This window comes from Pseudomonas alcaligenes (genome assembly GCF_014490745.1).
GTDB classification, from domain to species: domain Bacteria; phylum Pseudomonadota; class Gammaproteobacteria; order Pseudomonadales; family Pseudomonadaceae; genus Aquipseudomonas; species Aquipseudomonas alcaligenes_C.
In genome coordinates, this window is sequence record NZ_LZEU01000001.1 from 1,124,542 (window position 1) to 1,149,725 (window position 25,184).

Consider the following 25,184-nt stretch of genomic DNA (forward strand, 5'->3'; position numbering starts at 1 on the left):
GGCGCCAAGGTGGATGCAAGAAGTGTCATCCACCCTACGAAACACTCAGGCTCAGGCTTTGAAACGCCCCAGCAGCGGTGCCGGGCGCGCCTTGGGCTTGGCCAGCAGCAGTTGCGCGGTGCCGATGGTGCGCTCGAGGAACCCGCCCTCGCAGTAGCACAGGTAGAACTCCCACAGGCGGTAGAAGTAGTCGTCGTAGCCGAGCTGTTCCAGGTGGTGGCGGGCGCGGCGCAGGCCGTCGTGCCATAGGCGCAGGGTGCGTGCGTAGTGCAGGCCGAAGTCTTCCATATGGTGCAGGTTGAGGTCGCTGTCGCGCGTGATCACTTCCAGCATCTTGTGTACCGAGGGCAGGGCGCCGCCGGGGAAGATGTAGCGCTGGATGAAGTCCACCGCGTTTTTCGCCTGTTCGTAGCGCTGGTCGCGGATGGTGATGGATTGCAGCAGCATCAGCCCGTCGTCCTTGAGCAGGCGCGCGCACTGGCGGAAGTAGGTGGGCAGGAAGCGGTGGCCGACCGCCTCGATCATCTCGATCGACACCAGCTTGTCGTACTGGCCGTCGAGGTCGCGGTAGTCCTTGAGCAGCAGGGTGATGCGCTCCTGCAGGCCCTGTTCCTCGATGCGCCGCTGGGTATAGGCGAACTGTTCTTTCGACAGGGTGGTGGTGGTGACCTTGCAGCCATAGTGCACGGCTGCGTAGATGGCCATGTTGCCCCAGCCGGTGCCGATTTCCAGCAGGTGGTCGCTGGGTTGCAGGTCGAGCTTCTGGCAGATGCGCTCGAGCTTGTTCAGCTGCGCCTGTTCCAGGCTGTCGTCGGTGCTTTCGAACATGGCGGCCGAATACATCATGGTCGGGTCGAGGAACTGCTCGAACAGCTGGTTGCCGAGGTCGTAGTGGGCGGCGATGTTCCTCTGCGAGCCCTTGCGCGTGTTGCGATTGAGCCAGTGCAGGCCCTGGATCAACGGACGGCCGAGGCGCGCCAGGCCACCTTCCATGGCATCCAGGACGTCGAGGTTGCTGACGAACACGCGGATCACCGCGGTCAGGTCCGGGGTGCTCCAGTAGCCGTGGATATAGGCCTCGCCGGAGCCGATCGAACCATTGCCGGCGACCAGGCCCCACACCGCCGGGTCGAGCACCTGGATTTCCGCATGCAGCGGCGAACCGGCCTGGCCGAACAGCAGGCGCTCGCCATTCTCGATGATCGCCAGCTGGCCATGGCGCAGCTGGCCGAGCTGGCGCAGCACGGCGCTGCGCAGCAGGCTGGCACCCAGGCCGCTGCCGGCGCGCACGCTGGATTTTGCAGAGGTCAGGTCAGGGCTTTTCATGGCGGGGCTCCAGATGGGCGACGCGGTACTCGCCGGTCGCCGCTTGATGGGAAAAGATCGGGATGCGCTTGAGCAGCAGGCGCAGGGCCTGCCAGTAGATGCCGAGCAGGGTCTTGCCGGTCATCCAGGGGAAACTCAGCAGGTAGCGGTGCAGGCTGGCGCGGTCGAGGGTGTGGCGTTGGAGGCCGAGGCTGGCGGCGAACAGCTTGGTTTCACCCTGCCAGTCCTCCATGTGGATGTGCAGGCGCTCGCCGGGGTTGGAGAAGCGCATGCGGTATTCCAGCTCGCGCGGCAGGAATGGCGAGACATGGAAACTCTTGGCCACCCGCTGGCGCGACTCGCCGCTGGGATTGGCCGGCAGCACGTAGTGGTAGCGCTCGCGCCAGGGTGTGTTGCTGACTTCGCAGAGGATCGCCGCCAGCCGGCCGTCGGCCTCGAAGCAGTAGAAGAAGCTGGCCGGGTTGAACGCCAGGCCCCAGCTGCGTGGCTGCGCCAGCAGGCAGATGCGGCCTTGCGGGGTGTGGCCGAGGGCGGCGCCGACCCGTTGGCGCACGGCATCGATCAGGCGCACGCCGCTTCTGGTGAGCTGCGGCAGGAAGTCCGTCTCGCGGAAGGCGAAAGCAGCCCAGCGCGAGCGCCCGGCCAGCGGCGAGAGGGCCAGTACGGCATCCTGTTCGTCGAGGTCGAGCCACAGCATGCCCATGCGATAGCGGAAGGCATGGCCGCGCGGCAGGAAGCGCCGGTGACCGACCCAGCCGCTGTACAGGGCGCTGTTCACAGGCGCTCCCCGAAGGCTTCGGCGACGCGCAGGGCGCTGACCACACCGTCTTCATGGAAGCCGTTGGCCCAGTACGCGCCGCAGAAGTGGCTGTGCTGCACGCCGCTGATCTCGCTCCAGCGCGCCTGCGCTGCGAGCCCGGCCAGGCTGTATTGCGGGTGGGCGTAGCGGTAGCGGCCGAGGATCTTGGCCGGGTCGATGGCGGCGGTCTGGTTGAGGCTGACGCAGAAGGTGCTGTCGCTCTCGATGCCCTGCAGGATGTTCATGTTGTAGGTGACGGCCGCAGGCTGGTCACTCGGCCCGCCGAGGCGGTAGTTCCAGCTGGCCCAGGCCAGCGGGCGGTCGGGCAACAGGCGGGTGTCGGTGTGCAGCACCACCTCGTTGTCGGCGTAGCGTAGCGCACCCAGGATCTCGCGCTCGGCCGCACTCGGCTCGGCCAGCAGGGCCAGGGCCTGGTCGCTGTGGCAGGCGAACACGATGGCGTCGAAGCGCTCGCTGCCGGCGGTGCTGTGCACCGTCACCCCGTCGGCGTCGCGCTCGACCCGCTGCACCGGGCAGTTCAGGCGGATCTTCTCGGCGAAGCCGGCGCACAGGGGCGCCACATAGCTGCGCGAGCCGCCGCTGACCACATGCCACTGCGGGCGGTTGCTGACCGAGAGCAGGCCGTGATTCTTGAAGAAACGCACGAAGAACTGCAGCGGGAAGCCGAGCATGTCGGCCAGCGACATCGACCAGATCGCCGCGCCCATCGGCACGATGTAATGGTTGATGAAGCGCTGGCCATAGCCGCGCTGCTGCAGGTACTGGCCGAGCGTCAGGTCGGCGGCGATGTGCTGCTCGGCCAGGTCGAACTGGGCTTCGCGATTGAAGCGCAGGATGTCGCGCAGCATGCCCCAGAAGCGTGGCGAGAGCAGGTTGCGGCGCTGGGCGAACAGGCTGTTGAGGTTGTTGCCGTTGTACTCGGCGCCGCTGGCCGGGTCGTGCACCGAGAAGCTCATTTCGGTGGGCTGCGAGGCCACCCCGAGCTGGTCGAGCAGGCGGATGAAGTTGGGGTAGGTCCAGTCGTTGAATACGATAAAGCCGGTATCTATCGCATAGCTTCGGCCTTGTACTTCGACGTCCACGGTATGGGTATGGCCGCCTATCCAGTCGCCGGCCTCGAACACCTGGATATCGTGCTGGCGGTTGAGCAGGTAGGCGCTGGTCAGGCCGGCGATGCCGCTGCCGACTATGGCGATTTTCATGATGGGGATTCCGTGCGTGCCAGGCGTTTGCCCAGGGCCAGTTGCAGGCCCTTGGGCAGGTGGCCGAGCAGTTTCAGGGTGGCGATGAACAGGCCGGGGAAGGCGATCTCGTAGGGGCGTCGCGCCAGGCGCTCGGCGATATGCCGGGCGGCCTTGTCCACCGGCCAGCGCAGCGGCATGGGGAAGTCGTTCTTCTGCGTCAGCGGGGTGTCGACGAAGCCCGGGCTGACCAGGGTGACGGCGATGCCTTCGCTGGCCAGGTCGAGACGCAGGGATTCCAGCAGGTAGCGCAGGGCCGCCTTGGACGCGCCATAGGCACCGGCACGCGGCAGCGGCAGGTAGGTGACCGAACTGCCGACTCCGACCAGGTGGGGTTGCACGCCCTTGCGCAGCAGCGGCAGGGCGGCCTCGATGCAGTGGCTGGTGGCAAGCAGGTTGCTGTTCATCACCCGCTCGACCAGCGCCGCCTCGAACTGCCGGGCCTCGATGTACTCGCAGGTGCCGGCATTGAGGATGGCCATGTCCAGTGCGCCCCAGTGCCGGGCGATGCGCTCGCCGATGGCCTGCACCTGCTCGGCGTCCGTCAGGTCGCCGGGAGCCAGCAGCACCTGCTGCGGAAAGCGCTCGGCCAGGGCGTGCAGGGCGCCGGCATTGCGTGCGCTGACAGCCAGGTGATGGCCCTGCAGCAGCAGAACATCCGCCAGAGCCGCGCCGATGCCGCTGCTGGCGCCGGTGAGCCAGATGCGCTTCATGTCAGGCGCCCCTTCAGCCAGGCGATCACCCGGCCGAGCAGCGGCACATGCTCGTAGAGCAGGGCGCCGGCATCGAAGTAGTCGCGGTGCTGGTAGACCTTGTCCCACCACAACAGGTGCGAGCAGCCATCGACGCGGATCAGCGCGCCGCCGCGCAGGCGCGGGTGGCGGTAGCTCATGCTCCAGCGCAGGTAGCCTTCACCATCGCTGACCTGATCAAAGCCGTGGAACTCGAAGTGCAGCTGCTGGATGTTGCCGTACAGCTCGCCGAAGTAGCCACGCAGGGCCGGCAGGCCACGCACCTCGTGGAGCGGGTCGCGAAACAGCACATCGTCGCTGTACAGCTCGCGCAGCAGGTCGAGGTTGCCGGCATGCAGGCCGGCGAAGCGTTCGGCGAACCGGCGCAGGTAGTCAGACATGGCTGGACTCCAGCGGCTGCAGGCTCTTGAAGGCCTGCAGCACGCGCTCGCGCGAGTGGCCCAGGTCGACGATCGGGCGTGGGTAGTCGGCGACGCCGAACAGCCCGCCCATGGCCGACGGATCGTGGATATCGCGCTTGTTGAGGGCGGCCAGTTCCGGCACCCAGGTGCGGATGAAGCGGCCGTCCGGGTCGAATTTCTGCGACTGGCTGATCGGGTTGAAGATGCGGAAGTAGGGCGCCGCGTCGGTGCCGGTGGAGGCGCTCCACTGCCAGCCGCCGTTGTTGGCGGCCAGGTCGCCGTCGATCAGGTGGCGCATGAAGAAACGTTCGCCTGCGCGCCAGTCGATCAGCAGGTTCTTGGTCAGGAACATCGCCACCACCATGCGCAGGCGGTTGTGCATCCAGCCGGTGGCCAGCAGCTGGCGCATGGCCGCGTCGACCAGCGGGATGCCGGTGCGCCCCTGTTGCCAGGCGGCCAGGTCATCCGGCGCATCGCGCCAGGGCAACGCCTCGGTTTCCAGGCGGAAGGCACGGTGGCGCGAGACGCGCGGATAGCCGACCAGGATGTGCTTGTAGAACTCGCGCCAGAGCAGCTCGTTGATCCAGCTGACGGCGCCGGGGTTGCCGCTGTCGAACTCGCCCTGGTTGCCGCGCAGCGCTGCATGCAGGCACTGGCGCGGCGAGATCACCCCGGCGGCCAGGTAGGCCGACTGCTGGCTGGTGCCGGGGATGGCCGGGTAGTCGCGCGAGTCCTGGTAATCGCTCAGGCGCTCCGCGGCGAACAGCGCCAGGCGTTCCTGGGCCGCCGCTTCGCCGGCTGGCCAGAGCTGGCGCAGGCTGGCGCTGGGGGGGGCGAAGCCGTCTACTGCCACGGGGACTGCGTCGCTGGCGATGCCCAGTGGCGCCTGTGCCACGGGCAGTGGCACCAGGCCAGGCAGGCTCGTGTGCAGGCGCTGGTAGCAGACCTTGCGGAACTGGCTGTAGACCTGGAAGTAAGTGCCGGACTGGGTCAGCACGCTGCCCGGGGCGAAGAACAGCTGATCCAGATGGCTGCGCATGCTAATGCCGAGCGGTTTCAGGCTGGCGGCCACGGCGCGGTCGCGGCGGCTTTCGTGGATGCCGTATTCCTCGTTCAGGTGCACGCAGTCGATGGCGTGCTGCAGGCACAGTTCGGCGATCACCTGCGGTGCATCGCGCCAGTACGGTTCCAGGCGGATCAGCAGCGGCACGTTGAGGGCGGCCAGGCGCTGGCGCAGCTCGACCAGGTTGCGCAGCCAGAAGTCGACCTTGCACGGCGCGTCGTCGTGCGCCAGCCACTGCGGCGGGCTGAGCAGGTAGACGGCGAGGGTCGGCCCGGCGGCCATGGCGGCGGCGAGGGCGGTGTTGTCCTGTACCCGCAGGTCAGTACGGAACCAGATCAGTTGGCGCATGGGTGTTCCTCTACAACAGCGCCTGCTGGCGCAGGAGTTCTTCGGCGGCGAGTGGGTCGGCGGCCAGGTGCAGGCCGGGGATGTCGTGCAGCTGTTCGGCGTGGATCTGCGTCACCGCACCGACCAGCAGCAGCGGCACGGTGCAGCTGCCGAGCAGGCGTGGCAGCTCGCGGCGCAGCTGGCCGGCGTCGAGGGCCTGGCTGGAATACAGCAGCACGGCGCGCGGCGCGAGGTTATCCAGGGCCAGGGGCAGCTCGGTCAGCGGCGGCGGCCAGTCGAGCACTTCCACCGGGCAGCCGGCGCAGCTGGCCAGCCAGGCGCACAGCCACAGGCGTGGCTCCAGCGGCAGGTCGCTGAGGTTGAGCAGCAGCAGCGGGGCGCCGTTCTGCTGGCGATTGTCGTGGTACAGCCGGGCGCCTAGCTTGCTGCGCAGCCAGGAGTGGAAGAACACCCGCTCCAGCTGAGCGCCGAAGGGCTCGTTCTGCCAGCGCTGTTCCAGCTCGGCGAACAGCGGCAGCAGCAACTGCTGACACAGGGTATGCGGCGGATAGAGGGCCAGGGCCCGGTTGAACTGCTCGTCCAGCTGGCGCGTGGCCTGGCCGGCGATGCTGTGGGTCAGCCCCAGGCGCAGGGTCTGCCAGAGGTCGCCGGCCACCGGATCGGCCGGAGCGTGCTGTTCCAGCAGCTCGCGCACCTGGCCGACCGCCACGCCGCGCGCCAGCCAGGTGAGGATGGCCTGGATGCGCGCCACGTTGTCCGCGGAGTACAGGCGATGACCCTTGGCCGTGCGGTGTGGTACGACCAGACCGTAGCGGCGCTCCCAGGCGCGCAGGGTCACCGGGTTGACCCCGGTGCTGCGCGCCACTTCGCGGATCGGCAGGTAACCCTGGGCGAGGGCGGCCTGGTAGTCGTCCAGTTCGTCCATCACAGGGCATTCCGCAAACTGAGGTTTTCCGGGTGCGGCTGCAGGTAGGCCTGTTGCGCCACATAGTGGTGGGGATGCTGGCGAAAGTGGTGCTTGAGCAGGGTCAGCGGCACCACCAGCGGCACGATGCCGCGGCGGTATTGCTCGATCAGTTGCTGCAGTTCCGCCTTCTCGGCGCCGCTCAAGGCCTGCTTGAGGTAGCCGCACAGGTGCTGCAGCACGTTGCTGTGGGTGCCACGGGTGGCGCACTTCTGCAGGGCGGTCATCAACTGGCTGAAATAGCGTGGCCCCAGCTCGGCCGGATCGTGCCGGCCCAGCTCGCCGAGCAGGCGGCCGAGGGCCTGGTACTGCAGCGGGTTGTGGGCCATCAGCTGGTACTTGTAGCGCGCGTGGAAGTCGGTGATGGCGCGGCGGCTCAGCCCGCTGGCGAGCAGGCGTTGCCATTCGGCATAGGCGTAGACGCGGGTGAGGAAATTCTCGCGCAGCACCGGGTCGTTGAGGCGGCCGTCTTCTTCCACCGGCAGATCCGGGCGCAGGCGGCAGAAGGCCGCGCTGTACAGACCGCGGCCTGTGCTGGCGGCGGGCGTGCCGTTGGCCTGGTAGACCTTGACCCGCTGCAGCCCGCAGGACGGCGATTGCTGCATGAAGATGTAGCCGCAGATGTCGTCCAGTTCACCGGCCATCTGCGTGCCGTAGTCAGTCAGGGCCTGGCTGACATCGCGCTGGTGGTCGCGGGTGGCCACTGCTCGCGGCGCCTGTGGATCGCCCACCAGACGGATTGGTTCGCGCGGCACGCCCAGGCCGATGGCCACTTCCGGACACAGGGGGACGAACTCGAAGTGCTCGGCCAGGGTCTCGCGGCACAGGCGTGAGGCCTTGTGTCCGCCGTTGTAGCGCACCTCGGCACCGAGCAGGCAGGCGCTGATGGCGAGTCTGGGCTTGTGGGGGGCGACAGTGTGCATGGGACGGCCTGCAGCGTTTCTTGTACAAGATCTATTTCTTGTACAGCTTTAGGCAATCATAGGGCATGGTTTGTACAAGACAAGTGCCTTGTACAACTTTTCTGCGGTTTGTTTTCGACTGGCAGATGCCCGCTTTGCACCGGATCCGCTTCAGCCAATCTGCAGGGTTTTGCCGAGGTAGTCGAAGAGCAGGCAGTAGAGGGTAATCGGCAGCGGCAGGCCGAGCAGGGTGCCGAGCAGGTAGTGGCGCCAGCGCACCCCGGACAGGGCGAGGGCGTAGTTCAGCGGCGGTACGGTCTGGAACAGCAGGCGCAACAGGATGACGCTGCCCAGCGGGTGGGCGTCCAGGCGACTGAGGATGTGTCGGGCCAGGCGATTGTCCAGCTGGCGCAGGGCGTTGCCGCCCATCCAGCGGATCAGGCCGAAAGTGGTCAGGCACGACAGGCAGGCAGCCAGGTAGGTCGCCAGGCCGCCCCAGGTCTTGCCGAAGGCCAGCACGGCGGCGGCCAGGAAGATCCAGCCCGGCAGCTGGATCAGGTTGCCCAGGGCGAACAGCAGGATGAACAGCAGCAGCCCGCCGAGCCGGTGGGCCAGCAGCAGGTGCTGGAGGAATTCAAGGCTGAAGTGCTGGCGCAGGCCGGACAGCTGGAACACGGCAAACAGCACGCCGAGGAACAGGCCGATCAGCAGCAGGCGGGCGTATTGGCGCATCACCGTCTCCTGGCGCCAGCGGGCTCAGGGGTAGCCGAGCAGGGTCTTGATCCGTACCAGGTTGGCGGCGATCCACTGCCGGTCGATGGCGCCCCAGTCACGGATCTCGTAATGCCCGGCGTTGTTGCGCTCGCCGTCCTGCTGGACGAAGACGCAGTCGATATCCAGCTCGCCCAGGGCCAGCAGGGTGTCCTGGGCGGTGCGCCGAGGCATGCCGGTGGCGGCCATCAGCGCCGGCACGTTGTTGGCCGTGGCGCTGTCGATCAGCCAGGCCACGTACAGGCGGCGGTAGAAACTGGTCTTGGTCTTGCTCGCGTCCATGGGCAACTCCAGGCGGATGATTACAGGCTGGCCAGGCCGATATAGGTGGCGGCGCCGGCCAGGTAGCCGAGCAGGGCCAGCAGGCTGATGTGCTTGAGGTACCAGAGGAAGTTGATGCGCTCCATGCCCATGGCCGCCACCCCGGCCGCCGAGCCGATGATCAGGCAGCTGCCGCCGGTACCGGCGCAGTAGGCCAGCAGTTCCCAGAAGGTACCGTCGACGACGAACTGGCCGAGCCAGCCACTGTCGCTGCCTGCCGCGGCCAGGGCTTCGGCGCTCACCAGCGGGTACATTTTCATCGCCCCGGCCACCAGCGGCACGTTGTCGACCACCGAGGACAGCAGGCCGATGGCGATGTTGATGGCGTAGACGTTGCCCAGGTTGTCCTTCAGGGCGCTGGCGACCTGGGTCAGGTGGCCGGCGGTGGCCAGGCTGGAGACGGCCAGCAGGATGCCGAGGAAGAACAGTACGCTGGTGGTGTCGATCTTGCGCAGCACGCCGACCACCGACAGCGGGTGGCGGTCCTCGGCATTCTTGCCACGGTGCAGTAGTTCGGTGACCACCCACAGCACGCCCAGGCCGAGCAGGATGCCCATGTACGGCGGCAGGTGGGTGACGGTCTTGAACACCGGGACGAACAGCAGCGAGCCGAGACCGAGGGCAAACACCAGGTTGCGTTCAAATGGTGTAGTGGGCTCGCGGTGATCCTCGTCGTCGGCGCTGGTTGCCGGGCGCTGGAACTCGCCTTTCATCGTCAGACTGAGGACCGCCAGGGGTACCAGCAGGCACACCAGGCTGGGCAGGATCAGTTGGCCGACGATGCCATCGGCGCTGATCTGGTTGCCGATCCACAGCATGGTGGTGGTGACGTCGCCAATCGGCGACCAGGCGCCGCCGGCGTTGGCGGCGATCACCACGATACCGGCGTAGAACCAACGCTCGTGGCGCTCGTCGATCAGCTTGCGCAGCAGTGAGACCATGACAATGGTGGTGGTCAGGTTGTCCAGTACGGCGGAGAGGAAGAAGGTAATGAAGCCGATCAACCACAGCAGGGTTACGCGTTGGTTGGTGCGGATGCGCTCGGTGATCACCCGGAAGCCGTCATGGGCGTCGATCAACTCGACTATGGTCATTGCGCCCATCAGGAAGAACAGAATCTCGGCGATCTCGCCGAGGTGATGGCGCAGCTCACCGGTAATGGCATGTTCGTCCGGGCTAGCCAGGTTGGGCAGGATGCTCTCGGCGCCCAGCACCAGTACCGTCCAGCACAGCACAGCGGTGAGAATGGCCGAGGCGGCCTTGTCGATCCTCAGCGGGTGCTCGAAGGCGATACACAGGTAGCCGGCGACGAAGATCAGAGCCATCAGTAGGTACATGAACACTTCCACAAACAGTCGTTATTGTTCCGCGGCGTGTGCCGCTATGTGCACGCTGTGACGTATCACCGCGATGCTCCGGCACGCCGGCGCAGGGCGCGGTGGCGGCTGGCGAAGAACAGTTGAAGAAAGGCCTTTACCAGCACCTGCGGTAGCCAGGAATCGACCGTCAACCGATCGATGACCCGCGTGCCCTGGCGGGTCGCTTCGAGATCGCGCTGATGGCGCCATAGACGCATGCCGGTCATCGGCGATTGTTCGACGAAGCCTTCGCCCGTTCTGAGTTCGAGCAGGGTCAGGCGTGAGATGCCGATGGGCAGGCAGCCGAACAGCCATAGCCAGCTGCTGAACAGCGCTTCGCCCGGCAGCCACTGCACGTCCTGCAGGTTGCGCACGCCGCGCGGCGCGCTCATCCACAGCCAGGGGCGCATCTCTGCACGCAGCTGCTGCACATCGGTGATCCAGCTCCAGACCTGCTCGCGGCTGGCGGGGAGCTCCGATTCGAAGCGCAGGGTCAGCGGCACGGCAAAACCTCCGATAGAGAAAGGCCCGCATCGGCGGGCCCTTTCGTCTTACAGGTTGGCGATCTTCTCGCGCTGCTCGACCAGCTTGGCCAGTGCCTGCTCGGCTTCGGCCAGCTTGGCGCGCTCCTTGTCGAGCACTTCGGCCGGGGCCTTGGCAACGAAGCCTTCGTTGCTCAGCTTGCCGCCGACGCGCTGGACTTCGCCCTGCAGGCGCTGGATTTCCTTGTCCAGGCGCGCCAGTTCGGCGTCCTTGTCGATCAGACCGGCCATCGGCACCAGTACCTGCATCTCGCCGACCAGGGCGGTGGCGGACATCGGCGCTTCTTCGGAGGCTTCCAGCACGCGTACCGACTCCAGCTTGGCCAGCTTGCTGAGCAGCGGCTCGAAGTCGGCCAGGCGGCGCAGGTCGGAGGCCGCGGCGTTCTGCACGATGATGTCGATGCGTTTGGCCATGGAGATTTTCATCTCGCCACGGATCTGTCGTACGCCGAGCATCAGCTGCTTGACCCATTCGATGTCGCCTTCGGCGGCGGCGTCGATGCGGGCATCAACGGCCACCGGCCAGGGCTGCAGCATGATGGTGGCGCCGTCCTTGCCGGCCTGGCCCTTGATGCGCTGCCAGATTTCTTCGGTGATGAAGGGCATGAACGGGTGGGCCAGGCGCAGGATCACTTCCAGCACGCGCACCAGGGTGCGGCGGGTGCCGCGCTGGCGCTCGACCGGCGCGTTTTCGTCCCACAGCACCGGCTTGACCAGCTCCAGGTACCAGGCGCAGTACTCGTCCCAGATGAACTCGTACAGGGCCTGGGCGGCCATGTCGAAGCGGAAGGCGTCGAGGTGGCGGGTCACGTCCTGCTCGCAGCGCTGCAGGGCGGAGATGATCCAGCGATCCACCGGCGACAGCTCGACCGCTTCGCCATTGACGCCGGTGTCCTGGTTGTCGGTGTTTTCGATGACGAAGTTGGCGGCGTTCCACAGCTTGTTGCAGAAGTTGCGGTAACCCTCGACGCGGCCCATGTCGAACTTGATGTCACGACCGGTGGAGGCCAGCGCCAGGTTGGTGAAGCGCAGGGCGTCGGTGCCGTAGGCGGCGATGCCTTCGGGGAACTCGGCGCGGGTCTGCTTGGCGATCTTCTCGGCCAGCTTGGGCTGCATCATGCCGCTGGTGCGCTTGGCCACTAGGGCTTCCAGATCGATGCCGTCGACAATGTCCAGCGGGTCGAGCACGTTGCCCTTGGACTTGGACATCTTCTGGCCCTGGCCGTCGCGCACCAGACCGTGCACGTACACGGTCTTGAACGGAATCTGCCCGGTCAGGTGGGTGGACAGCATGATCATCCGGGCGACCCAGAAGAAGATGATATCGAAGCCCGTTACAAGAACATCCGTGGGGTGGAAGGTCTTGAGGAAGTCGGTCTGCTGCGGCCAGCCGAGGGTGGAGAAGGTCCACAGGCCGGAGCTGAACCAGGTGTCCAGCACGTCTTCGTCCTGGCGCAGATTGGCGTCGCCGAGGTTGTGCTTGGCGCGTACTTCCGCCTCGTCGCGGCCAACGTAGACGTTGCCGGCGTCGTCGTACCAGGCCGGGATGCGATGGCCCCACCAGAGCTGGCGGCTGATGCACCAGTCCTGGATGTCGCGCATCCAGCTGAAGTACATGTTCTCGTACTGCTTGGGCACGAACTGGATTTCGCCGCTCTCGACCACGGCGATGGCCTTCTCGGCCAGCGGCTTGGTGGAGACGTACCACTGGTCGGTCAGCCACGGCTCGATGACGGTGCCGGAGCGGTCGCCCTTCGGCACTTTCAGCGCGTGGTCGTCGATGCTTTGCAGCAGGCCGGCGGCCTCGAAGGCGGCGACGATCTGCTTGCGGGCGACGAAGCGGTCGAGGCCGGCGTACTCGGCCGGCAGGCTGCCGTCGATCTCGGCGTTGACGCTGCCGTCGATGTTGAACACCTGGGCCTTGGCCAGCACGGCGGCGTTCTTGTCGAAGATGTTGAGCAGCGGCAGGTTGTGGCGCTTGCCGACTTCATAGTCGTTGAAGTCGTGGGCCGGGGTGATCTTCACGCAGCCGGTGCCGAACTCGGGGTCGCAGTAGTCGTCGGCAATGATCGGGATACGGCGGCCCACCAGCGGCAGCTCGACGAAGGTGCCGATCAGGGCCTTGTAGCGCTCGTCTTCCGGGTGCACGGCCACGGCGCTGTCGCCGAGCATGGTTTCCGGGCGGGTGGTGGCGACGATCAGGTAATCCTTGCCGTCGGCGGTCTTGTTGCCGTCGGCCAGCGGATAACGCAGGTTCCACAGATGACCCTTCTCGTCGTGGTTTTCCACTTCGAGGTCGGAGATGGCGGTGTGGAATTTGGTGTCCCAGTTGACCAGGCGCTTGCCGCGGTAGATCAGGCCGTCCTGGTGCAGGCGCACGAAGGCCTCTTTAACGGCTTCGGACAGGCCCTCGTCCATGGTGAAGCGCTCGCGCGACCAGTCTACCGAGCTGCCCAGGCGACGGATCTGCCGGGTGATGGTGCCGCCGGACTGTTCCTTCCACTCCCAGACCTTCTCCAGGAACTTCTCGCGACCCAGGTCATGGCGACCGATGCCATCGGCGGCCAGCTGGCGCTCGACCACCATCTGCGTGGCGATGCCCGCATGGTCGGTGCCCGGCTGCCACAGGGTGTTGCGGCCCTGCATGCGGCGGAAGCGGATCAGGCAGTCCATGATCGAGTTGTTGAAGCCGTGGCCCATGTGCAGGCTGCCGGTGACGTTCGGCGGCGGGATCATGATGGTGTAGGGCTCACCGGAACCTTGCGGGGCGAAATAGTTGTTCGCCTCCCAGTTCTCGTACAGGGCGGTTTCGATGGCGTGGGGCTGGTAGGTCTTGTCCATGGGTGCGGCGGGACCGTATTGGCAACTGATCGGGAAAGCCGGCAAGTATAACGGGGATGGCGCGCCGGGGGTAAGGCCGGCGGCGGTACGACGGATTGGCGGTGCGGGCGGGCGGCTCAGGCCCGCGGCGGCTTGATCAGACGATCCAGGCGGGCGTCGAGGCGGCGCTTGAGCTCGGCTTCGATCTGCGGCACGAAGTCGTCGATCACGTCCTGCAGGATCAGCTGTGCGGCGGCGCGCAGTTCGCTGTCCAGGCGGTTCAGTTCGGCGGCACTGGGCGTGCTGAGGCTGCGCTGCACGGCCTGGCCGATGCTGTTGGCGGCAGTCGGGGCGGCAACCGCCACTGCCGGGGCGGGCGCGGAGTGGGCAGGTGCCGGGGCTGCAGGGCTGGGGACGCTGGGCTGTGGGCGGCTGACCACCGCCTGCACCGTCGGCGGGACAACCGGCGGCGGGGTCGGCACTGCGGTGCTGGCCAGGGCCGGGCCGGGCTCGATGATGTCCGACAGCAGCGGGATCTGCAGGTCGTCGTCCAGGCTGTCGGTCAGCAGCGGCGGCTCGAGCTGGTCTTTTTCCAGCAGCTCGCGGATGGCTTCGAGGTCATCCAGCAGATGGGCGGGCTTCGGCGGCTTGGGGATATCCATGGCGGCTTCTGAACCTGTGTGCGGCACCGCATGGGGGCCGAACAGGGTGGCTAATGGCTGAAGGCGCAGATTTTACCCGCTGCGGCCGGGCCTGGCGACGCCAACGTGCGTTGTGGTCAGAGCTCGACCCGTTGCGGATCGTGGCCCAACTGGCGGTACTGGCGGAAATTTTCCCGGCACAGGGCCAGCAACTGCGGCTCCTGGTTGACGATCTCGATCACCCGGCTGAACTGCGCCAGGTGCGGCGACAGCTGCGGGTGCAGGTTGAGCAGTACGCCACCACTCTGCGCCGGAAGCTGATCCAGGCCGATGACTATCGGCGCCTGCGGTTCTTCCTCGTGCAGGTTGTGCGGGATGAAGGATTCCGCGCGGAACTGCCACAGCAACTGATCCAGCTCGGCGCATTGCGCGGCGTCGCTGCCGCGCAGGAATACCGGCAGGCCGGCCTTCCAGGCCTTGCTGGCCAGCTGGCAGGCCGCGCGCAGGCGGCCTTCCGGGGTGGCGGAGGAAAGGACGTAGAACTCGACCTTCACTTGACCCGATCCAGCAGGTATTGGGTCAGCAGCGGTACCGGACGGCCGGTGGCGCCTTTGTCCTTGCCGCCGCTGATCCAGGCGGTACCGGCGATATCCAGGTGCGCCCAGTGGTAGCTCTTGGCGAAGCGCGACAGGAAGCAGCCTGCGGTGATGGTGCCGGCCTTCGGCCCACCGATGTTGGCGATGTCGGCGAACGGGCTGTCCAGCTGTTCCTGGTACTCGTCGTACAGCGGCAGCTGCCAGGCGCGGTCGTCGGCGTGCTCGCCAGCCTTGAGGATCTGCTTCACCAGCGCGTCATTGTTGCCCATCAGTCCGGAGACGTTGGCGCCCAGGGCGACCACGCAGGCGCCGGTGAGGGTGGCGATGTCGATCACCGCCTGCGGCTTGAAGCGCTCGGCATAGGTCAGGGTATCGCACAGCACCAGACGGCCTTCGGCGTCGGTGTTGAGGATTTCCACGGTCTGCCCGCTCATGGTGGTGACGATGTCACCCGGACGGGTGGCGCGGCCGCTGGGCATGTTCTCGGCGCAGGCCAGCAGGCACACCAGGTTGATCGGCAGCTGCAGCTCGAGCACGGCACGCAGGGTGCCGAGCACGCTGGCGGCGCCGCACATGTCGTACTTCATCTCGTCCATGCCGGCGGCCGGCTTGATGCTGATGCCACCGGTATCGAAGGTGATGCCCTTGCCGACCAGGGCGAAGGGTTGCTCGTCCTTCTTGCCACCGGTGTAGTGCAGCACGATCATCCGCGGCGGCTGCTCGCTGCCCTGGGCCACGGCGAGGAAGGCGCCGGCGCCGAGCTCCTTGAGTTTCTTCTCGTCGAGAATGTCGACCTTGAGGTTCTTGTGCGCCTTGGCCAGGGCCTTGGCCTGTTCGGCCAGGTGGCTGGGGTGGCAGAGGTTCGGCGGCAGGTTGCCGAGATCCTTGGTGAAGGCCATGCCGCTGGCGATGGCCTGGGCATGCAGGCTGCCGCGCTCGGTGTCGGCCTGGGCGGCCTTGTCGACCAGCAGGGTGATCTTCTTCAGTGCCTTGGGCTCGGCCTTCTTGCTCTTGAACTGGTCGAACACATAGCCGCCGTCGGCCAGGGTTTCCACCAGCAGGCGTGCCTTGCCGTAGGCATCGCGGCCCTTGACCTTGAGCTCGTCCAGCGCCAGTACGGCATCGCTGCCGCCCAGGCCCTTGAGTACGCCATGCACCGATGCAACCAATTTGCGGTACTGGCGGTCAGACAGCTCGCCCTTGCCGCTGCCGACCAGCAGCACGCGCTCGGCCTTGAGGCCCGGCAGACTGTGCAGCAGCAGGGTCTGACCGGACTTGCCGGCGATGTCGCCGCGCTTGAGCAGGGTGCTGATGGCACCGCCGCTGGCGTCGTCCACGAGCTTGGCAGCAACGCCCAGTTTGCGGCCTTCGCCGATGGCAACCACCAGGGTGGCGGTCTTCAGGGTTTCCGCACGAACGCTTTTGACGAGGAATTCCATGGTGAGCTGTCCCCAAGACAAAGGGCCGGGTTTGCAGGATAATGCCGGCTATTTTTTCAAGGGCCTGCCCGCGTGGCGGGCCGGCAACTGTGCGGCTAGTTTGAGCGTAGCCGCCTGAGCCTGACAACCCTGGAGCGTCTGGTTTGATTGTCTTCCGTTATCTGTCCCGTGAACTGCTGACGACCCTCAGCGCGGTCAGCGCCGTGCTGCTGGTGATCATCATGAGCGGGCGCTTCATCAAGTACCTGTCCCAGGCCGCGCAAGGACTGCTCGACCCGGGCGTGCTGTTCATGATCATGGGTTACCGCCTGCCCGGCTTCCTCGAGCTGATCCTGCCGCTGGGCCTGTTCCTCGGCATCCTGCTGGCCTACGGGCGCCTGTACCTGGACAGCGAAATGACTGTGCTGGCCGCCACCGGCATGAGCCACAAGCGCCTGCTGGCCTACACCCTGGCGCCGGCCGCGCTGGTCGCCGTGCTGACCGCCTGGCTGAGCCTGGGGCTGGCGCCGCAAGGGGTGGCCGGGCAGATGCGCATCCTCAACGAGCAGGATGCCCTGACCGAATTCGACACCCTGGTGCCCGGCCGCTTCCAGGCCATGCGCGACGGTTCGCGAGTGACCTACACCGAATCCCTGTCGGAAGACCGCGGCCAGCTGTCCGGCGTGTTCATCTCCGAGAAGCGTCTGCGCACCGGCAGCGATGCCAAGGACAAGAAGGCCCCGGGCATCGCCGTACTGGTGGCCGAGAAGGGGCGCCAGGAAATCCAGGCCGATGGCAGTCGCTACCTGATCCTGGAAAACGGCTATCGCTACGATGGCAATCCGGGCCAGGCCGATTACCGCGCGATCAAGTACGACACCTATGGCGTGCTGCTGCCCAAGCCGGAAGTCAGCACCGAGATCGGCGAGCGCGAGGCGATTCCGACCCGCGAGCTGATCGGCAGCGACGATCCGCGCCACCAGGCCGAGCTGCAATGGCGTCTGTCGATTCCGCTGCTGGTGTTCGTGGTCACCCTGCTGGCGGTGCCGCTGGCCCGGGTCAACCCGCGCCAGGGCCGTTTCCTCAAGCTGCTGCCGGCGATCCTGCTGTACATGGCCTACCTGTCGCTGCTGATCGGTGCCCGTGGCCAGCTGGACAAGGGCAAGATTCCCATGGAGCTGGGCCTGTGGTGGGTGCACGGCCTGTTCCTGCTGATCGGACTGGGGCTGTTCCTCTGGCAACCCCTGCAACTCAAGCTGGCCAGTCGCCGCGCTGTTAAGGAGATGGCTCATGGTCAGGCTTGATCGCTACATCGGCACCAGTGTGTTCTTCGCCATTCTCTCGGTGCTCGGCATCATCGTCGGCCTGGCTCTGCTGTTTGCCTTCATCGACGAACTGGGCGACCTGAGCGATAGCTACGGCACCCAGGAAGCGCTGATCTATGTGCTGCTGACCCTGCCGCGGCGGGTCTACGAGATGCTGCCGATGGCGGCGCTGATCGGCTGCCTGATCGGCCTCGGCAGCCTGGCCAGCAACAGCGAGCTGACCATCATGCGCGCCGCCGGGGTATCGGTCGGGCGCATCGTCTGGGCAGTGATGAAGCCGATGCTGGTGCTGATGCTGGTCGGCGTACTGATCGGCGAATACCTGGCACCCTGGAGCGAGAACCTGGCCCAGGCGCAGCGTTCCATGGCTCAGGGCGGCGGCGAGGCGCAGAGCTCCAAACGCGGCTTGTGGCACCGTCAGGGCCAGGAGTTCGTGCATATCAACGCGGTGCAGCCCAATGGCAAGCTGTTCGGCGTGACCCGCTACCAGTTCGACGATCAGCGCCACATGCTCTCCGCCAGCTTCGCCCGCCGCGCCCTGTTCCAGGGTGACCACTGGCTGCTGGAAGAGGTCAAGACCACTCAGTTCCATGACAAGAGCACCGAAGTGGTGGAGTCGCCCAGCGAGCGCTGGGATGTCGAGCTCAACCCGCAACTGCTCGGCACCGTGGTGATGGAGCCCGAGGCGCTGTCGATTTCCGGGCTGTGGCGCTATATCCGCTACCTGTCCGAGCAGGGCCTGAACAACGGCAACTACTGGCTGGCGTTCTGGACCAAGCTGCTGCAGCCGCTGGTGACCGCCGCGCTGGTGTTGATGGCGATCTCCTTCATCTTCGGCCCGCTGCGCTCGGTGACCCTCGGTCAGCGCGTGTTCACCGGCGTGCTGGTGGGCTTCGTGTTCCGCATTGCCCAGGATCTGCTCGGCCCGTCGAGCCTGGTGTTCGGCTTCTCGCCGCTGCTGGCGGTGCTGGTGCCGGCACTGATCTGCGGGGTGGCGGGGGTGTTCCTGCTGCGACGGGCCTCCTGACGAAACGGATGCACAGAAAAGGCCGGGCTTGTCCCGGCCTTTTTGTTTCTGCAGGAAGTGCCTGCTGCACGACGGCGGAGTAGGGCGGGTGCAACCCGCGTTGCTGCCGATGGCCCTGTCAAACGTAGTGAGCTGTTGGGCTAACAGCGGGAGCGGCGCTCTCCGCCGTCACTGCGATGCAAGAGTCTCTACGATCATTATCTACACCGCACGCAGAGCAGGTGCGTTGCTGGGCAGGTACTTGCCCAGAAACAACAATGCCCGCACAGGGCGGGCATTGTTGGTGTGGCTTTGGCTCAGAGCGTGGCGGGGTTGCCGGCATTGCTCAGGCGGCGGGCCTGCTTGAGGTAGAGGGTGACTTCGCGGGCCGGGATCGGCTTGCTGTACAGGTAGCCCTGACCCTCGTTGCAGCCCTGGGCGATGATGTAGGACTCCTGCTCGACCGTTTCCACCCCTTCGGCGATCACCTGCATGCCCAGGCTCTTGGCCAGCTGGATGATGGCACGCACGATGGTGGCGTCGTCCTCGTCCTCCAGCACGTCCTGGACGAAGCTGCGGTCGATCTTGATCTTGTCCAGCGGCAGGCTCTTCAGGTAGCTCAGCGAGGAGTAGCCGGTACCGAAGTCGTCGATGGCGATCAGCGCACCGGCACGGCGCAGGCTGAGCAGGTGCTGGGCGGCGGTGGTGATGTCTTCCATCAGGCCGGTTTCGGTGACTTCCAGCTCCAGGCTGCGTGCCGGCAGGCGGTAAACCTGTAGAAGGTTGCTGACCATGCGCGGCAGTTCGGCGTGGTGCAGCTGCACGGTGGACAGGTTGACCGCCATGCGCATCTCGGTGAAGCCCTGGTCGTGCCATTCGCGCAACTGGCGGCAGGACTGGTCGAGCACCCATTCGCCGATGGCGATGATGGTGCCGTTCTGCTCGGCCAGCGGGATGAACAGATCCGGCGGCACGAAACCGTGCTGCGGGTGCTGCCAGCGCAGCAGGGCCTCGACGCCGACCACGCGGTGGTCGCGGTAGTCGATCTGCGGTTGGTAGACCAGGTGCAGCTCGCCGCGGGCGAGGGCTTCGCGCAGATCCTTCTCCAGCTCGCGGCGGCGGCGCATCTCGCTGTCGACGCTGGCGATGTAGAACTGGTAGCGGTTGCGCGAGCGGCTCTTGGCCAGGGTCATGGTCTGTTCGGCTTTCTGCAGCAGCTTCTCGGTGCTGTCGCCGTCTTCCGGGAACAGGGTGATGCCGATGGTGGCGCGCAGGCGCACTTCCTGCTGTTCGAGAGCGAAGGGCGCCTCCAGGTCGTCGAGGATGCTCTGCGCCAGCTCGGCCGCTTCGTAAGGCTGTTCGATATCGGCCTGCACCAGGGCGAACTGGTCGCCCCCCAGGCGGGCCAGGGCGCCGAGGCGGCCGCTGTGGCTGCGCAGGCGGTCGGACAGGGCCAGCAGCAGCTGGTCACCGGTCTGGTAGCTGAACTGTTCGTTGATGCCCTTGAAGTCGTCCAGGCCGACGCACAGTACGGCCACGCGGCGCTGCAGGCGCCCAGCGTCCTCGAGGATCTGGTCGAGCTGCTGCTGCAGTTGCTGGCGGTTGGGCAGGCCGGTGAGGAAGTCGTACTGCGACATGCGCAGCAGGCTGTTCTCCGCCTCGCGGCGTAAATGGGTGTTGCGCTCGATCGAGGCCAATAGCTCGTTGGCCGTGTTGATCCACAGGCCCAGCTCGTTCTTCTCGTTGCCGCGCAGCATCGGCAGCTTGTGCTCGCTGGGGCGATCCGGATTGATATTGGTCAGGTGCTCGATGATCTTCGACAGCGGCTTGGTCAGCAGCCAGTGGTAGACCAGGTACAGCACCAGGCCCATGGCCATGGCACGCAGTACGCCGGAGACGAAGATGATCACCGAGGTGGTGATGAAGTTTTCGCCGTAGGTGGCGGTGTCGAGGGTGATGCTGAGGTCGCCGTAGTACTCGCTGTACGGCCCCTTGCCCACCAGCTGGGTGGTGAAGGTCTGTTCCTTGCCGAGGATGGGGTCGGTGATCCAGCGGGTGGCGGAGCTGTTCAGCTCGCGCGAACGCTCGGCAAGCATGGGTTCGTTGGGATGGCCGATGGCGGCGTAGCGCACCGCTTCGTGCTGGAACAGGCCTTCGATGACCTGCATGCCCATCTCGCGATCGAGGCTGTAGACCGCCTGCGTCGAGGGGTCGCGGAACATGCCGAGAATGCGTTGTGCGTCGCTGGCCACTGCCTGGCGGGTCTTGTAGATGTCGAAGACGATCTGCCCACAGCTCAGCACTACCCCAACCACGAGTGCCGACAACAGGACAACACGAAGCAGCTTGAGCGACAGGCTGTTTTTCAGTTCCAGCTTCAAATGGGTATTCCTTGTTCGCCGCCGGAGGCTTGTAATCGCTGTGAGTATTGGCAAATGCGCGTGAGCCGTCAAAGGGCCATTACGTCATAAAGCGGTTTTTTTGCCTTGTGTCAGTGTGCTACCTGTTTCATAGCTGAGACAGTTTGCACGTGCCTGTTCGTCGTGCAACCTCTTGCTGAAAGCGTCCTGTGGCGAGTTCGTCGACTGACCCTGGAGCGGCGCAGGCCTGGCTGGTCTGTCGCAAAGGAGCTGTGCTCTTGCGCAGGGCCCTGTGGCTACGACAGGCGACTATATATAAGCCGGCTCGAATGCCTGGAATCGGTCGCGGCAAAAGTGCTGGTGCAGAAAGCAGAAAACCCGGCCTGGACCGGGTTTTCCGTGGAGCTGGTTGCGACTTAGGCAGCGAAGTTCTTCGCCACGAAGTCCCAGTTGACCAGGTTCCAGAATGCCTCGACGTACTTCGGACGCAGGTTGCGGTAGTCGATGTAGTAGGCGTGTTCCCACACGTCGCAGGTCAGCAGCGGGGTGTCGCCGCTGGTCAGCGGGCAGCCGGCGCCAATGGTGCTGGCCAGGGCCAGGGAACCGTCGGCCTTCTTCACCAGCCAGCCCCAGCCGGAGCCGAAGGTGCCGATGGAGGTCTTGCTGAACTCTTCCTTGAACTTGTCGAAGGAACCGAAGGTGGCGTTGATGGCATCAGCCAGGGCGCCAGTCGGTTGGCCGCCGCCGTTCGGGCTCAGGCAGTTCCAGTAGAAGGTGTGGTTCCAGATCTGCGCCGCGTTGTTGAACACGCCGCCGGAGGAAGTCTTGATGATTTCTTCCAGGCTCTTGCCTTCGAACTCGGTGCCCGGCACCAGGTTGTTCAGGTTCACCACGTAGGCGTTGTGGTGTTTGCCGTGGTGGAACTCCAGGGTCTCGGCGGACAGGTGCGGCTCGAGGGCGTTTTTCTCGTACGGCAGCGGCGGCAATTCGAAAGCCATGGTCTATCTCCTTCATCAGGTCGGGATATGTGCGACTAGCGCGAGGCCGTTCACGGGGCGGCCGGAATACGGGCGGCGACGAGTTTGTACTCTTTAATGTGCCGCGAGCCCGGGATCATAGCATCCGAGCTAGCCCTTAACCACGCAGCAACTGTGTGGAAAAGCCGATTCCAGGGGCTTTGCCGGCTCAGTGGCTTGTGACCGTGGGCGGCGCTGGAGGTGCCAGGAACATCAGCCCAGCTTGAGCAGCGCCACGCCGCCGGCGATCACGCAGCAGGCCAGCAGGCGTGCGCTGGGCATGGGTTCGCGCAGGAACAGGTAACCGATCAGCAGGGCGAACAGCACGCTGCTTTCGCGCAGGGCCGAGACCAGGGCAATGGGCGCCTGGGTCATGGCCCAGATCACCAGGCTGTAGGCCAGCATCGACATGCCGCCACCGGCCAGGCCGCTGCGCCAGTGCGGGCCCAGCTGCAGAAAGATACGCGGGCCGCGGCGCTGGGTGATCAGCAGCGCCGCCACCGCGCCGTTGACAGCGAACAGCCACAGCGCATAGCCGAGGGCATCCTGGTTGCTGCGCGCGCCCATGGCATCGGCCAGGGTGTAGCCGGCGATGCAGGCGGCGGTAGCCAGGGCATTGCCCAGCAGGGGACGGTTGAGCGGCGCGCTGGTGTGGCCGCCGCGCCAGGCCATCAGCCAGATACCGCCCACCAGCACCAGCAGTCCAGGCCACTGCGCCAGACCCAGGGTATCGCCGACCAGCAGCGCCAGTCCGGCGACTATCAGGGGTGAGCTGCCGCGCGCCAGCGGGTAGACATGGCCGAGGTCGCCATGCTGGTAGGCGCGTGCGAGGAACAGGTTGTAGCCGATGTGGAGCAGGGCGGAGAGGGCGATCCAGGGCCAGGCGCCGGCCACCGGCAGGCTGACCAGGGGTAGTGCCGGGAGGGTCAGCAGGCCGGCGCCGATCTGGATCAGCGAGGCGGTGAGGTAGCGATCCAGGCCGATCTTCAGCAGGGCGTTCCAGCCGGCATGCAGCAGCGCGGCGGCCATCACCACGGCAAATACGCTCGAATCCACGCGCGGCTTCCTGGCTGGCGACGAGGGTTGCAGGATAGCGCCCTAGCCGCCGCGATTACAGCTGTGGCGCGTGCACCAGCAGTTGCCAGGCCACGGCGAACATCATCGCCGCCACGGACAGGTCGAGCAGGCGCCAGGTGGCCGGGCGCGCCAGCCAGGGGGCCAGCCAGGCGGCTCCGAGGGCCAGGCTGAAGAACCAGATCAGCGAGGCGCTGGCCGCGCCCAGGGCATAGGCGCCGGGTACCGGTTGCTGGGCGCCGAGCGAGCCGATCAGCAGCACGGTATCCAGGTACACGTGCGGATTGAGCAGGGTCACCGCCAGGGCCGCCAGCAGTACCGCGCGGCGCGAGCGTGGGCCGCTATCGCGATCCTGCTGCAGGGCTTGCGGGTGCAGGGCGCGGCGCAGCGCCAGGCTGCCGTACCAGAGTAGGAAGGCGCCGCCGCCCCAGCGGGCGATGCTCAGCAGCAGCGGGCTCTGCGCCAGCAGGGCGGCCAGGCCGAACACCCCGGCGGCGACCAGCAGCGCATCGCACAGCACGCACAGCGCGGCGACCGGCAGGTGATGCTCGCGACGCAGGCTCTGCGCCAGGACGAAGACGTTCTGCGCGCCGATGGCGATGATCAGCCCGGCGGCTACCAGCAGGCCGTTCACATAGCTCTGCCACATGGCTCAGGCCTCCCCTTGGGCCAGCTGGCGCAGCACGGCCATGGCACGCTCGGCATCGGCCTGGGCGACGAACAGGTGGTCGTGGTGGTAGCCGGCGATCACATTGCAGCTGATCGCGGCTTTGCCCAGGGTGGTGGCGAAGGCGGCGGTGAGGCCGACGGCAGCCAGCGAGGAGTGCACCTGCAGGGTGATCCAGGCGGCGATGTAGTCGAAGGCCAGGCCCAGCTCCTCGGCTGTGGCGCGTGGCAGGATCAGGGTGGTGCCTTCGGCCTCGCGGAAGCTGCCGATGATCTCGCTGGCAGGGAGGTTGTTGGCATCTGCCACGCAGCAGAACACAAATTCGCCAGGGTTGAGCTGCGGCGACAGGCTGGCGAGTAGCTTGCTCAGATCGGTTTCGCCGGTCATGGCGGAGTCCTTGATGGGTGACGATGCTGGCCAGTCTGGGCTGCCAGGGTTTATAAGAAAAACAAATCATGCTGATCTCCCATTAGGAAATCTTATGTTTGACTACAAGCTGCTGGCCGCCCTGGCCGCCGTGGTGGAGCAGGGCGGCTTCGAGCGCGCCGCGCAGCTGCTCGGTCTGTCGCAGTCGGCGGTGTCGCAGCGGATCAAGCTGCTCGAGGCGCGGGTCGGCCAGCCGGTGTTGCTGCGCGCCACGCCGCCGGCGCCTACCGAGATCGGCCGGCGCCTGCTCAACCATGTACAGCAGGTGCGCCTGCTCGAACGCGACCTGCAGGGCCAGGTGCCGGCGCTGGACGAAGGCGGCAGTGCGGAGCGCCTACGCATCGCCCTCAACGCCGACAGCCTGGCGACCTGGTGGGCGCCGCTGGTGGGCGACTTCTGCGCCGAGCAGCGCTTGCTGCTGGATCTGGTGGTGGATGACCAGGATGTCGGCCTCAAGCGCATGCGCGCCGGCGAGGTGGCCGGTTGCGTGTGCGCCGCCGAGCGCCCGGTGGCCGGCGCCCGCGCCCTGCCGCTGGGGGCGATGCGCTACCGGGCGTTGGCCAGCCCGGCATTTCTCGCCCGCCACTTCGCTGGCGGTGTCGATGGCGAGACGCTGGCGCGGGTGCCGTCGATCGTCTTCGGTGCCGACGACCAGCTGCAGCATCGCTTCCTCGCCGGGCTCGGCGTCAGCGGTGGCTTCGCCCATCACCTGTGTCCGTCGTCCGAGGGCTTCGTGCGCCTGACCTGCGCCGGTCTTGGCTGGGGCATGGTGCCGGAACTGCAGGTGAGCCAGCAGCTGGCCCGTGGCGAGCTGGTCGAGCTGCTGCCGGGGCGGCCGCTGGACGTGCCGCTGTACTGGCACCACTGGCGCAATGGCGGCGAGCTGCTGGCCAGCCTGACCCGCCATCTGGAACGCGGCGTGGGCGAGTGGCTGGTGTGACGTGCAAGCTGCGCGGGACGCTAGCCCCCTCTCCCTCCGGGAGAGGGTTGGGGTGAGGGGGCTATAGGCTGCTCGGAGCAGCCTGG

At 66.4% G+C, this 25,184-nt stretch carries 24 protein-coding genes; 3 read left to right on the plus strand and 21 right to left on the minus strand.

Annotated features, from left to right (window positions below; genetic code table 11):
• Positions 1 to 51 precede the first annotated feature (51 nt).
• The 16 genes from A9179_RS05035 to A9179_RS05110 form a co-directional block, all read right to left on the minus strand.
• Entirely contained in the window at positions 52 to 1,326 is a 1,275-nt protein-coding gene (locus A9179_RS05035) for an SAM-dependent methyltransferase (protein WP_187804744.1), read from the minus strand.
• The gene (locus A9179_RS05040) at positions 1,313 to 2,104 is read right to left on the minus strand and encodes a DUF1365 domain-containing protein (protein ID WP_187804745.1); all 792 of its coding nucleotides are present in this window, start codon (positions 2,102 to 2,104) and stop codon (positions 1,313 to 1,315) included. Before A9179_RS05040 ends, A9179_RS05035 begins: the two co-directional genes overlap by 14 nt.
• Complete coding sequence (locus tag A9179_RS05045) at positions 2,101 to 3,348, minus strand: NAD(P)/FAD-dependent oxidoreductase (RefSeq protein ID WP_187804746.1); 1,248 nt, start codon at positions 3,346 to 3,348, stop codon at positions 2,101 to 2,103. The genes A9179_RS05040 and A9179_RS05045 overlap by 4 nt, the downstream gene beginning before the upstream one ends.
• A complete protein-coding gene (locus A9179_RS05050; RefSeq protein ID WP_187804747.1) occupies positions 3,345 to 4,100 on the minus strand; it encodes an SDR family NAD(P)-dependent oxidoreductase in 756 nt (251 codons plus the stop codon). Before A9179_RS05050 ends, A9179_RS05045 begins: the two co-directional genes overlap by 4 nt.
• Positions 4,097 to 4,519 carry a nuclear transport factor 2 family protein gene (locus tag A9179_RS05055; RefSeq protein ID WP_187804748.1) on the minus strand — a complete coding sequence of 141 codons (423 nt, stop codon included), beginning with the start codon at positions 4,517 to 4,519 and terminating at the stop codon, positions 4,097 to 4,099. Before A9179_RS05055 ends, A9179_RS05050 begins: the two co-directional genes overlap by 4 nt.
• Positions 4,512 to 5,951 (minus strand): deoxyribodipyrimidine photo-lyase, encoded by a 1,440-nt coding sequence (phrB, locus tag A9179_RS05060; RefSeq protein ID WP_187804749.1) that lies wholly within the window; start codon positions 5,949 to 5,951, stop codon positions 4,512 to 4,514. Before phrB ends, A9179_RS05055 begins: the two co-directional genes overlap by 8 nt.
• Positions 5,952 to 5,961: 10 nt before the next feature.
• Complete coding sequence (locus A9179_RS05065; RefSeq protein ID WP_187804750.1) at positions 5,962 to 6,876, minus strand: MerR family transcriptional regulator; 915 nt, start codon at positions 6,874 to 6,876, stop codon at positions 5,962 to 5,964.
• The gene (locus A9179_RS05070; protein WP_187804751.1) at positions 6,876 to 7,838 is read right to left on the minus strand and encodes a YbgA family protein; all 963 of its coding nucleotides are present in this window, start codon (positions 7,836 to 7,838) and stop codon (positions 6,876 to 6,878) included. Before A9179_RS05070 ends, A9179_RS05065 begins: the two co-directional genes overlap by 1 nt.
• A gap of 150 nt (positions 7,839 to 7,988) precedes the next feature.
• On the minus strand, positions 7,989 to 8,549 hold the full coding sequence (locus A9179_RS05075; protein ID WP_187804752.1) for a VTT domain-containing protein: 561 nt from the start codon (positions 8,547 to 8,549) through the stop codon (positions 7,989 to 7,991).
• A 24-nt stretch (positions 8,550 to 8,573) separates the two neighbouring features.
• Positions 8,574 to 8,870 (minus strand): winged helix-turn-helix domain-containing protein, encoded by a 297-nt coding sequence (locus A9179_RS05080; protein WP_187804753.1) that lies wholly within the window; start codon positions 8,868 to 8,870, stop codon positions 8,574 to 8,576.
• Between the two features lie 20 nt (positions 8,871 to 8,890).
• Complete coding sequence (gene nhaD, locus A9179_RS05085; RefSeq protein ID WP_187804754.1) at positions 8,891 to 10,246, minus strand: sodium:proton antiporter NhaD; 1,356 nt, start codon at positions 10,244 to 10,246, stop codon at positions 8,891 to 8,893.
• A gap of 65 nt (positions 10,247 to 10,311) precedes the next feature.
• Positions 10,312 to 10,770: a hypothetical protein gene (locus A9179_RS05090; protein ID WP_187804755.1), complete on the minus strand. Its 459-nt coding sequence runs from the start codon at positions 10,768 to 10,770 to the stop codon at positions 10,312 to 10,314.
• A 48-nt stretch (positions 10,771 to 10,818) separates the two neighbouring features.
• Positions 10,819 to 13,650: a valine--tRNA ligase gene (locus tag A9179_RS05095; protein ID WP_187804756.1), complete on the minus strand. Its 2,832-nt coding sequence runs from the start codon at positions 13,648 to 13,650 to the stop codon at positions 10,819 to 10,821.
• 116 nt (positions 13,651 to 13,766) lie between these two features.
• Positions 13,767 to 14,291 carry a DNA polymerase III subunit chi gene (locus A9179_RS23150; protein ID WP_187804757.1) on the minus strand — a complete coding sequence of 175 codons (525 nt, stop codon included), beginning with the start codon at positions 14,289 to 14,291 and terminating at the stop codon, positions 13,767 to 13,769.
• A gap of 116 nt (positions 14,292 to 14,407) precedes the next feature.
• Positions 14,408 to 14,824, minus strand: coding sequence for a DNA polymerase III subunit chi (locus tag A9179_RS05105; RefSeq protein ID WP_187804758.1), 417 nt, complete (start codon positions 14,822 to 14,824; stop codon positions 14,408 to 14,410).
• Positions 14,821 to 16,305, minus strand: coding sequence for a leucyl aminopeptidase (locus A9179_RS05110; protein ID WP_187804759.1), 1,485 nt, complete (start codon positions 16,303 to 16,305; stop codon positions 14,821 to 14,823). Before A9179_RS05110 ends, A9179_RS05105 begins: the two co-directional genes overlap by 4 nt.
• 143 nt (positions 16,306 to 16,448) lie before the next feature.
• Between A9179_RS05110 and lptF the strand changes: the two genes are divergently transcribed.
• Positions 16,449 to 17,588 (plus strand): LPS export ABC transporter permease LptF, encoded by a 1,140-nt coding sequence (lptF, locus tag A9179_RS05115; RefSeq protein WP_187804760.1) that lies wholly within the window; start codon positions 16,449 to 16,451, stop codon positions 17,586 to 17,588.
• On the plus strand, positions 17,575 to 18,636 hold the full coding sequence (gene lptG, locus A9179_RS05120) for an LPS export ABC transporter permease LptG (protein WP_187804761.1): 1,062 nt from the start codon (positions 17,575 to 17,577) through the stop codon (positions 18,634 to 18,636). Before lptF ends, lptG begins: the two co-directional genes overlap by 14 nt.
• 296 nt (positions 18,637 to 18,932) lie before the next feature.
• On the opposite strand, the gene A9179_RS05125 is transcribed toward lptG, so the two are convergent.
• From A9179_RS05125 to A9179_RS05145, 5 genes are all read right to left on the minus strand, one after another.
• Positions 18,933 to 20,996, minus strand: a complete 2,064-nt coding sequence (locus A9179_RS05125) for a putative bifunctional diguanylate cyclase/phosphodiesterase (protein WP_187804762.1) — start codon at positions 20,994 to 20,996, stop codon at positions 18,933 to 18,935.
• 395 nt (positions 20,997 to 21,391) lie between these two features.
• Positions 21,392 to 21,973 carry a superoxide dismutase [Fe] gene (gene sodB, locus A9179_RS05130; protein ID WP_160078608.1) on the minus strand — a complete coding sequence of 194 codons (582 nt, stop codon included), beginning with the start codon at positions 21,971 to 21,973 and terminating at the stop codon, positions 21,392 to 21,394.
• 231 nt (positions 21,974 to 22,204) lie between these two features.
• Positions 22,205 to 23,020, minus strand: a complete 816-nt coding sequence (locus A9179_RS05135) for an EamA family transporter (RefSeq protein WP_223123312.1) — start codon at positions 23,018 to 23,020, stop codon at positions 22,205 to 22,207.
• A gap of 82 nt (positions 23,021 to 23,102) precedes the next feature.
• Positions 23,103 to 23,714, minus strand: coding sequence for a LysE/ArgO family amino acid transporter (locus A9179_RS05140; RefSeq protein ID WP_187804764.1), 612 nt, complete (start codon positions 23,712 to 23,714; stop codon positions 23,103 to 23,105).
• 3 nt (positions 23,715 to 23,717) lie between these two features.
• Positions 23,718 to 24,119 (minus strand): ACT domain-containing protein, encoded by a 402-nt coding sequence (locus A9179_RS05145; protein ID WP_187804765.1) that lies wholly within the window; start codon positions 24,117 to 24,119, stop codon positions 23,718 to 23,720.
• A gap of 94 nt (positions 24,120 to 24,213) precedes the next feature.
• Here A9179_RS05145 and A9179_RS05150 point away from each other — a divergent pair, with 94 nt between their 5' ends.
• On the plus strand, positions 24,214 to 25,098 hold the full coding sequence (locus A9179_RS05150; protein WP_187804766.1) for a LysR family transcriptional regulator ArgP: 885 nt from the start codon (positions 24,214 to 24,216) through the stop codon (positions 25,096 to 25,098).
• Positions 25,099 to 25,184 lie beyond the last annotated feature (86 nt).

Bases quoted from the DNA above. Each gene is read 5' to 3' on its own strand.
- A9179_RS05095 (WP_187804756.1), bottom strand. From the start codon at position 13,650: ATGGACAAGACCTACCAGCCCCACGCCATCGAAACCGCCCTGTACGAG.
- A9179_RS05045 (WP_187804746.1), bottom strand. From the start codon at position 3,348: ATGAAAATCGCCATAGTCGGCAGCGGCATCGCCGGCCTGACCAGCGCC.
- phrB (WP_187804749.1), bottom strand. From the start codon at position 5,951: ATGCGCCAACTGATCTGGTTCCGTACTGACCTGCGGGTACAGGACAAC.
- A9179_RS05135 (WP_223123312.1), bottom strand. From the start codon at position 23,020: ATGGCCGCCGCGCTGCTGCATGCCGGCTGGAACGCCCTGCTGAAGATC.
- lptG (WP_187804761.1), top strand. From the start codon at position 17,575: ATGGTCAGGCTTGATCGCTACATCGGCACCAGTGTGTTCTTCGCCATT.
- A9179_RS05145 (WP_187804765.1), bottom strand. From the start codon at position 24,119: ATGACCGGCGAAACCGATCTGAGCAAGCTACTCGCCAGCCTGTCGCCG.
- A9179_RS05140 (WP_187804764.1), bottom strand. From the start codon at position 23,714: ATGTGGCAGAGCTATGTGAACGGCCTGCTGGTAGCCGCCGGGCTGATC.
- A9179_RS23150 (WP_187804757.1), bottom strand. From the start codon at position 14,291: ATGGATATCCCCAAGCCGCCGAAGCCCGCCCATCTGCTGGATGACCTC.
- nhaD (WP_187804754.1), bottom strand. From the start codon at position 10,246: ATGTACCTACTGATGGCTCTGATCTTCGTCGCCGGCTACCTGTGTATC.
- A9179_RS05050 (WP_187804747.1), bottom strand. From the start codon at position 4,100: ATGAAGCGCATCTGGCTCACCGGCGCCAGCAGCGGCATCGGCGCGGCT.
- sodB (WP_160078608.1), bottom strand. From the start codon at position 21,973: ATGGCTTTCGAATTGCCGCCGCTGCCGTACGAGAAAAACGCCCTCGAG.
- A9179_RS05065 (WP_187804750.1), bottom strand. From the start codon at position 6,876: ATGGACGAACTGGACGACTACCAGGCCGCCCTCGCCCAGGGTTACCTG.
- A9179_RS05110 (WP_187804759.1), bottom strand. From the start codon at position 16,305: ATGGAATTCCTCGTCAAAAGCGTTCGTGCGGAAACCCTGAAGACCGCC.
- A9179_RS05070 (WP_187804751.1), bottom strand. From the start codon at position 7,838: ATGCACACTGTCGCCCCCCACAAGCCCAGACTCGCCATCAGCGCCTGC.
- A9179_RS05075 (WP_187804752.1), bottom strand. From the start codon at position 8,549: ATGCGCCAATACGCCCGCCTGCTGCTGATCGGCCTGTTCCTCGGCGTG.
- A9179_RS05055 (WP_187804748.1), bottom strand. From the start codon at position 4,519: ATGTCTGACTACCTGCGCCGGTTCGCCGAACGCTTCGCCGGCCTGCAT.
- A9179_RS05035 (WP_187804744.1), bottom strand. From the start codon at position 1,326: ATGAAAAGCCCTGACCTGACCTCTGCAAAATCCAGCGTGCGCGCCGGC.
- A9179_RS05150 (WP_187804766.1), top strand. From the start codon at position 24,214: ATGTTTGACTACAAGCTGCTGGCCGCCCTGGCCGCCGTGGTGGAGCAG.
- A9179_RS05080 (WP_187804753.1), bottom strand. From the start codon at position 8,870: ATGGACGCGAGCAAGACCAAGACCAGTTTCTACCGCCGCCTGTACGTG.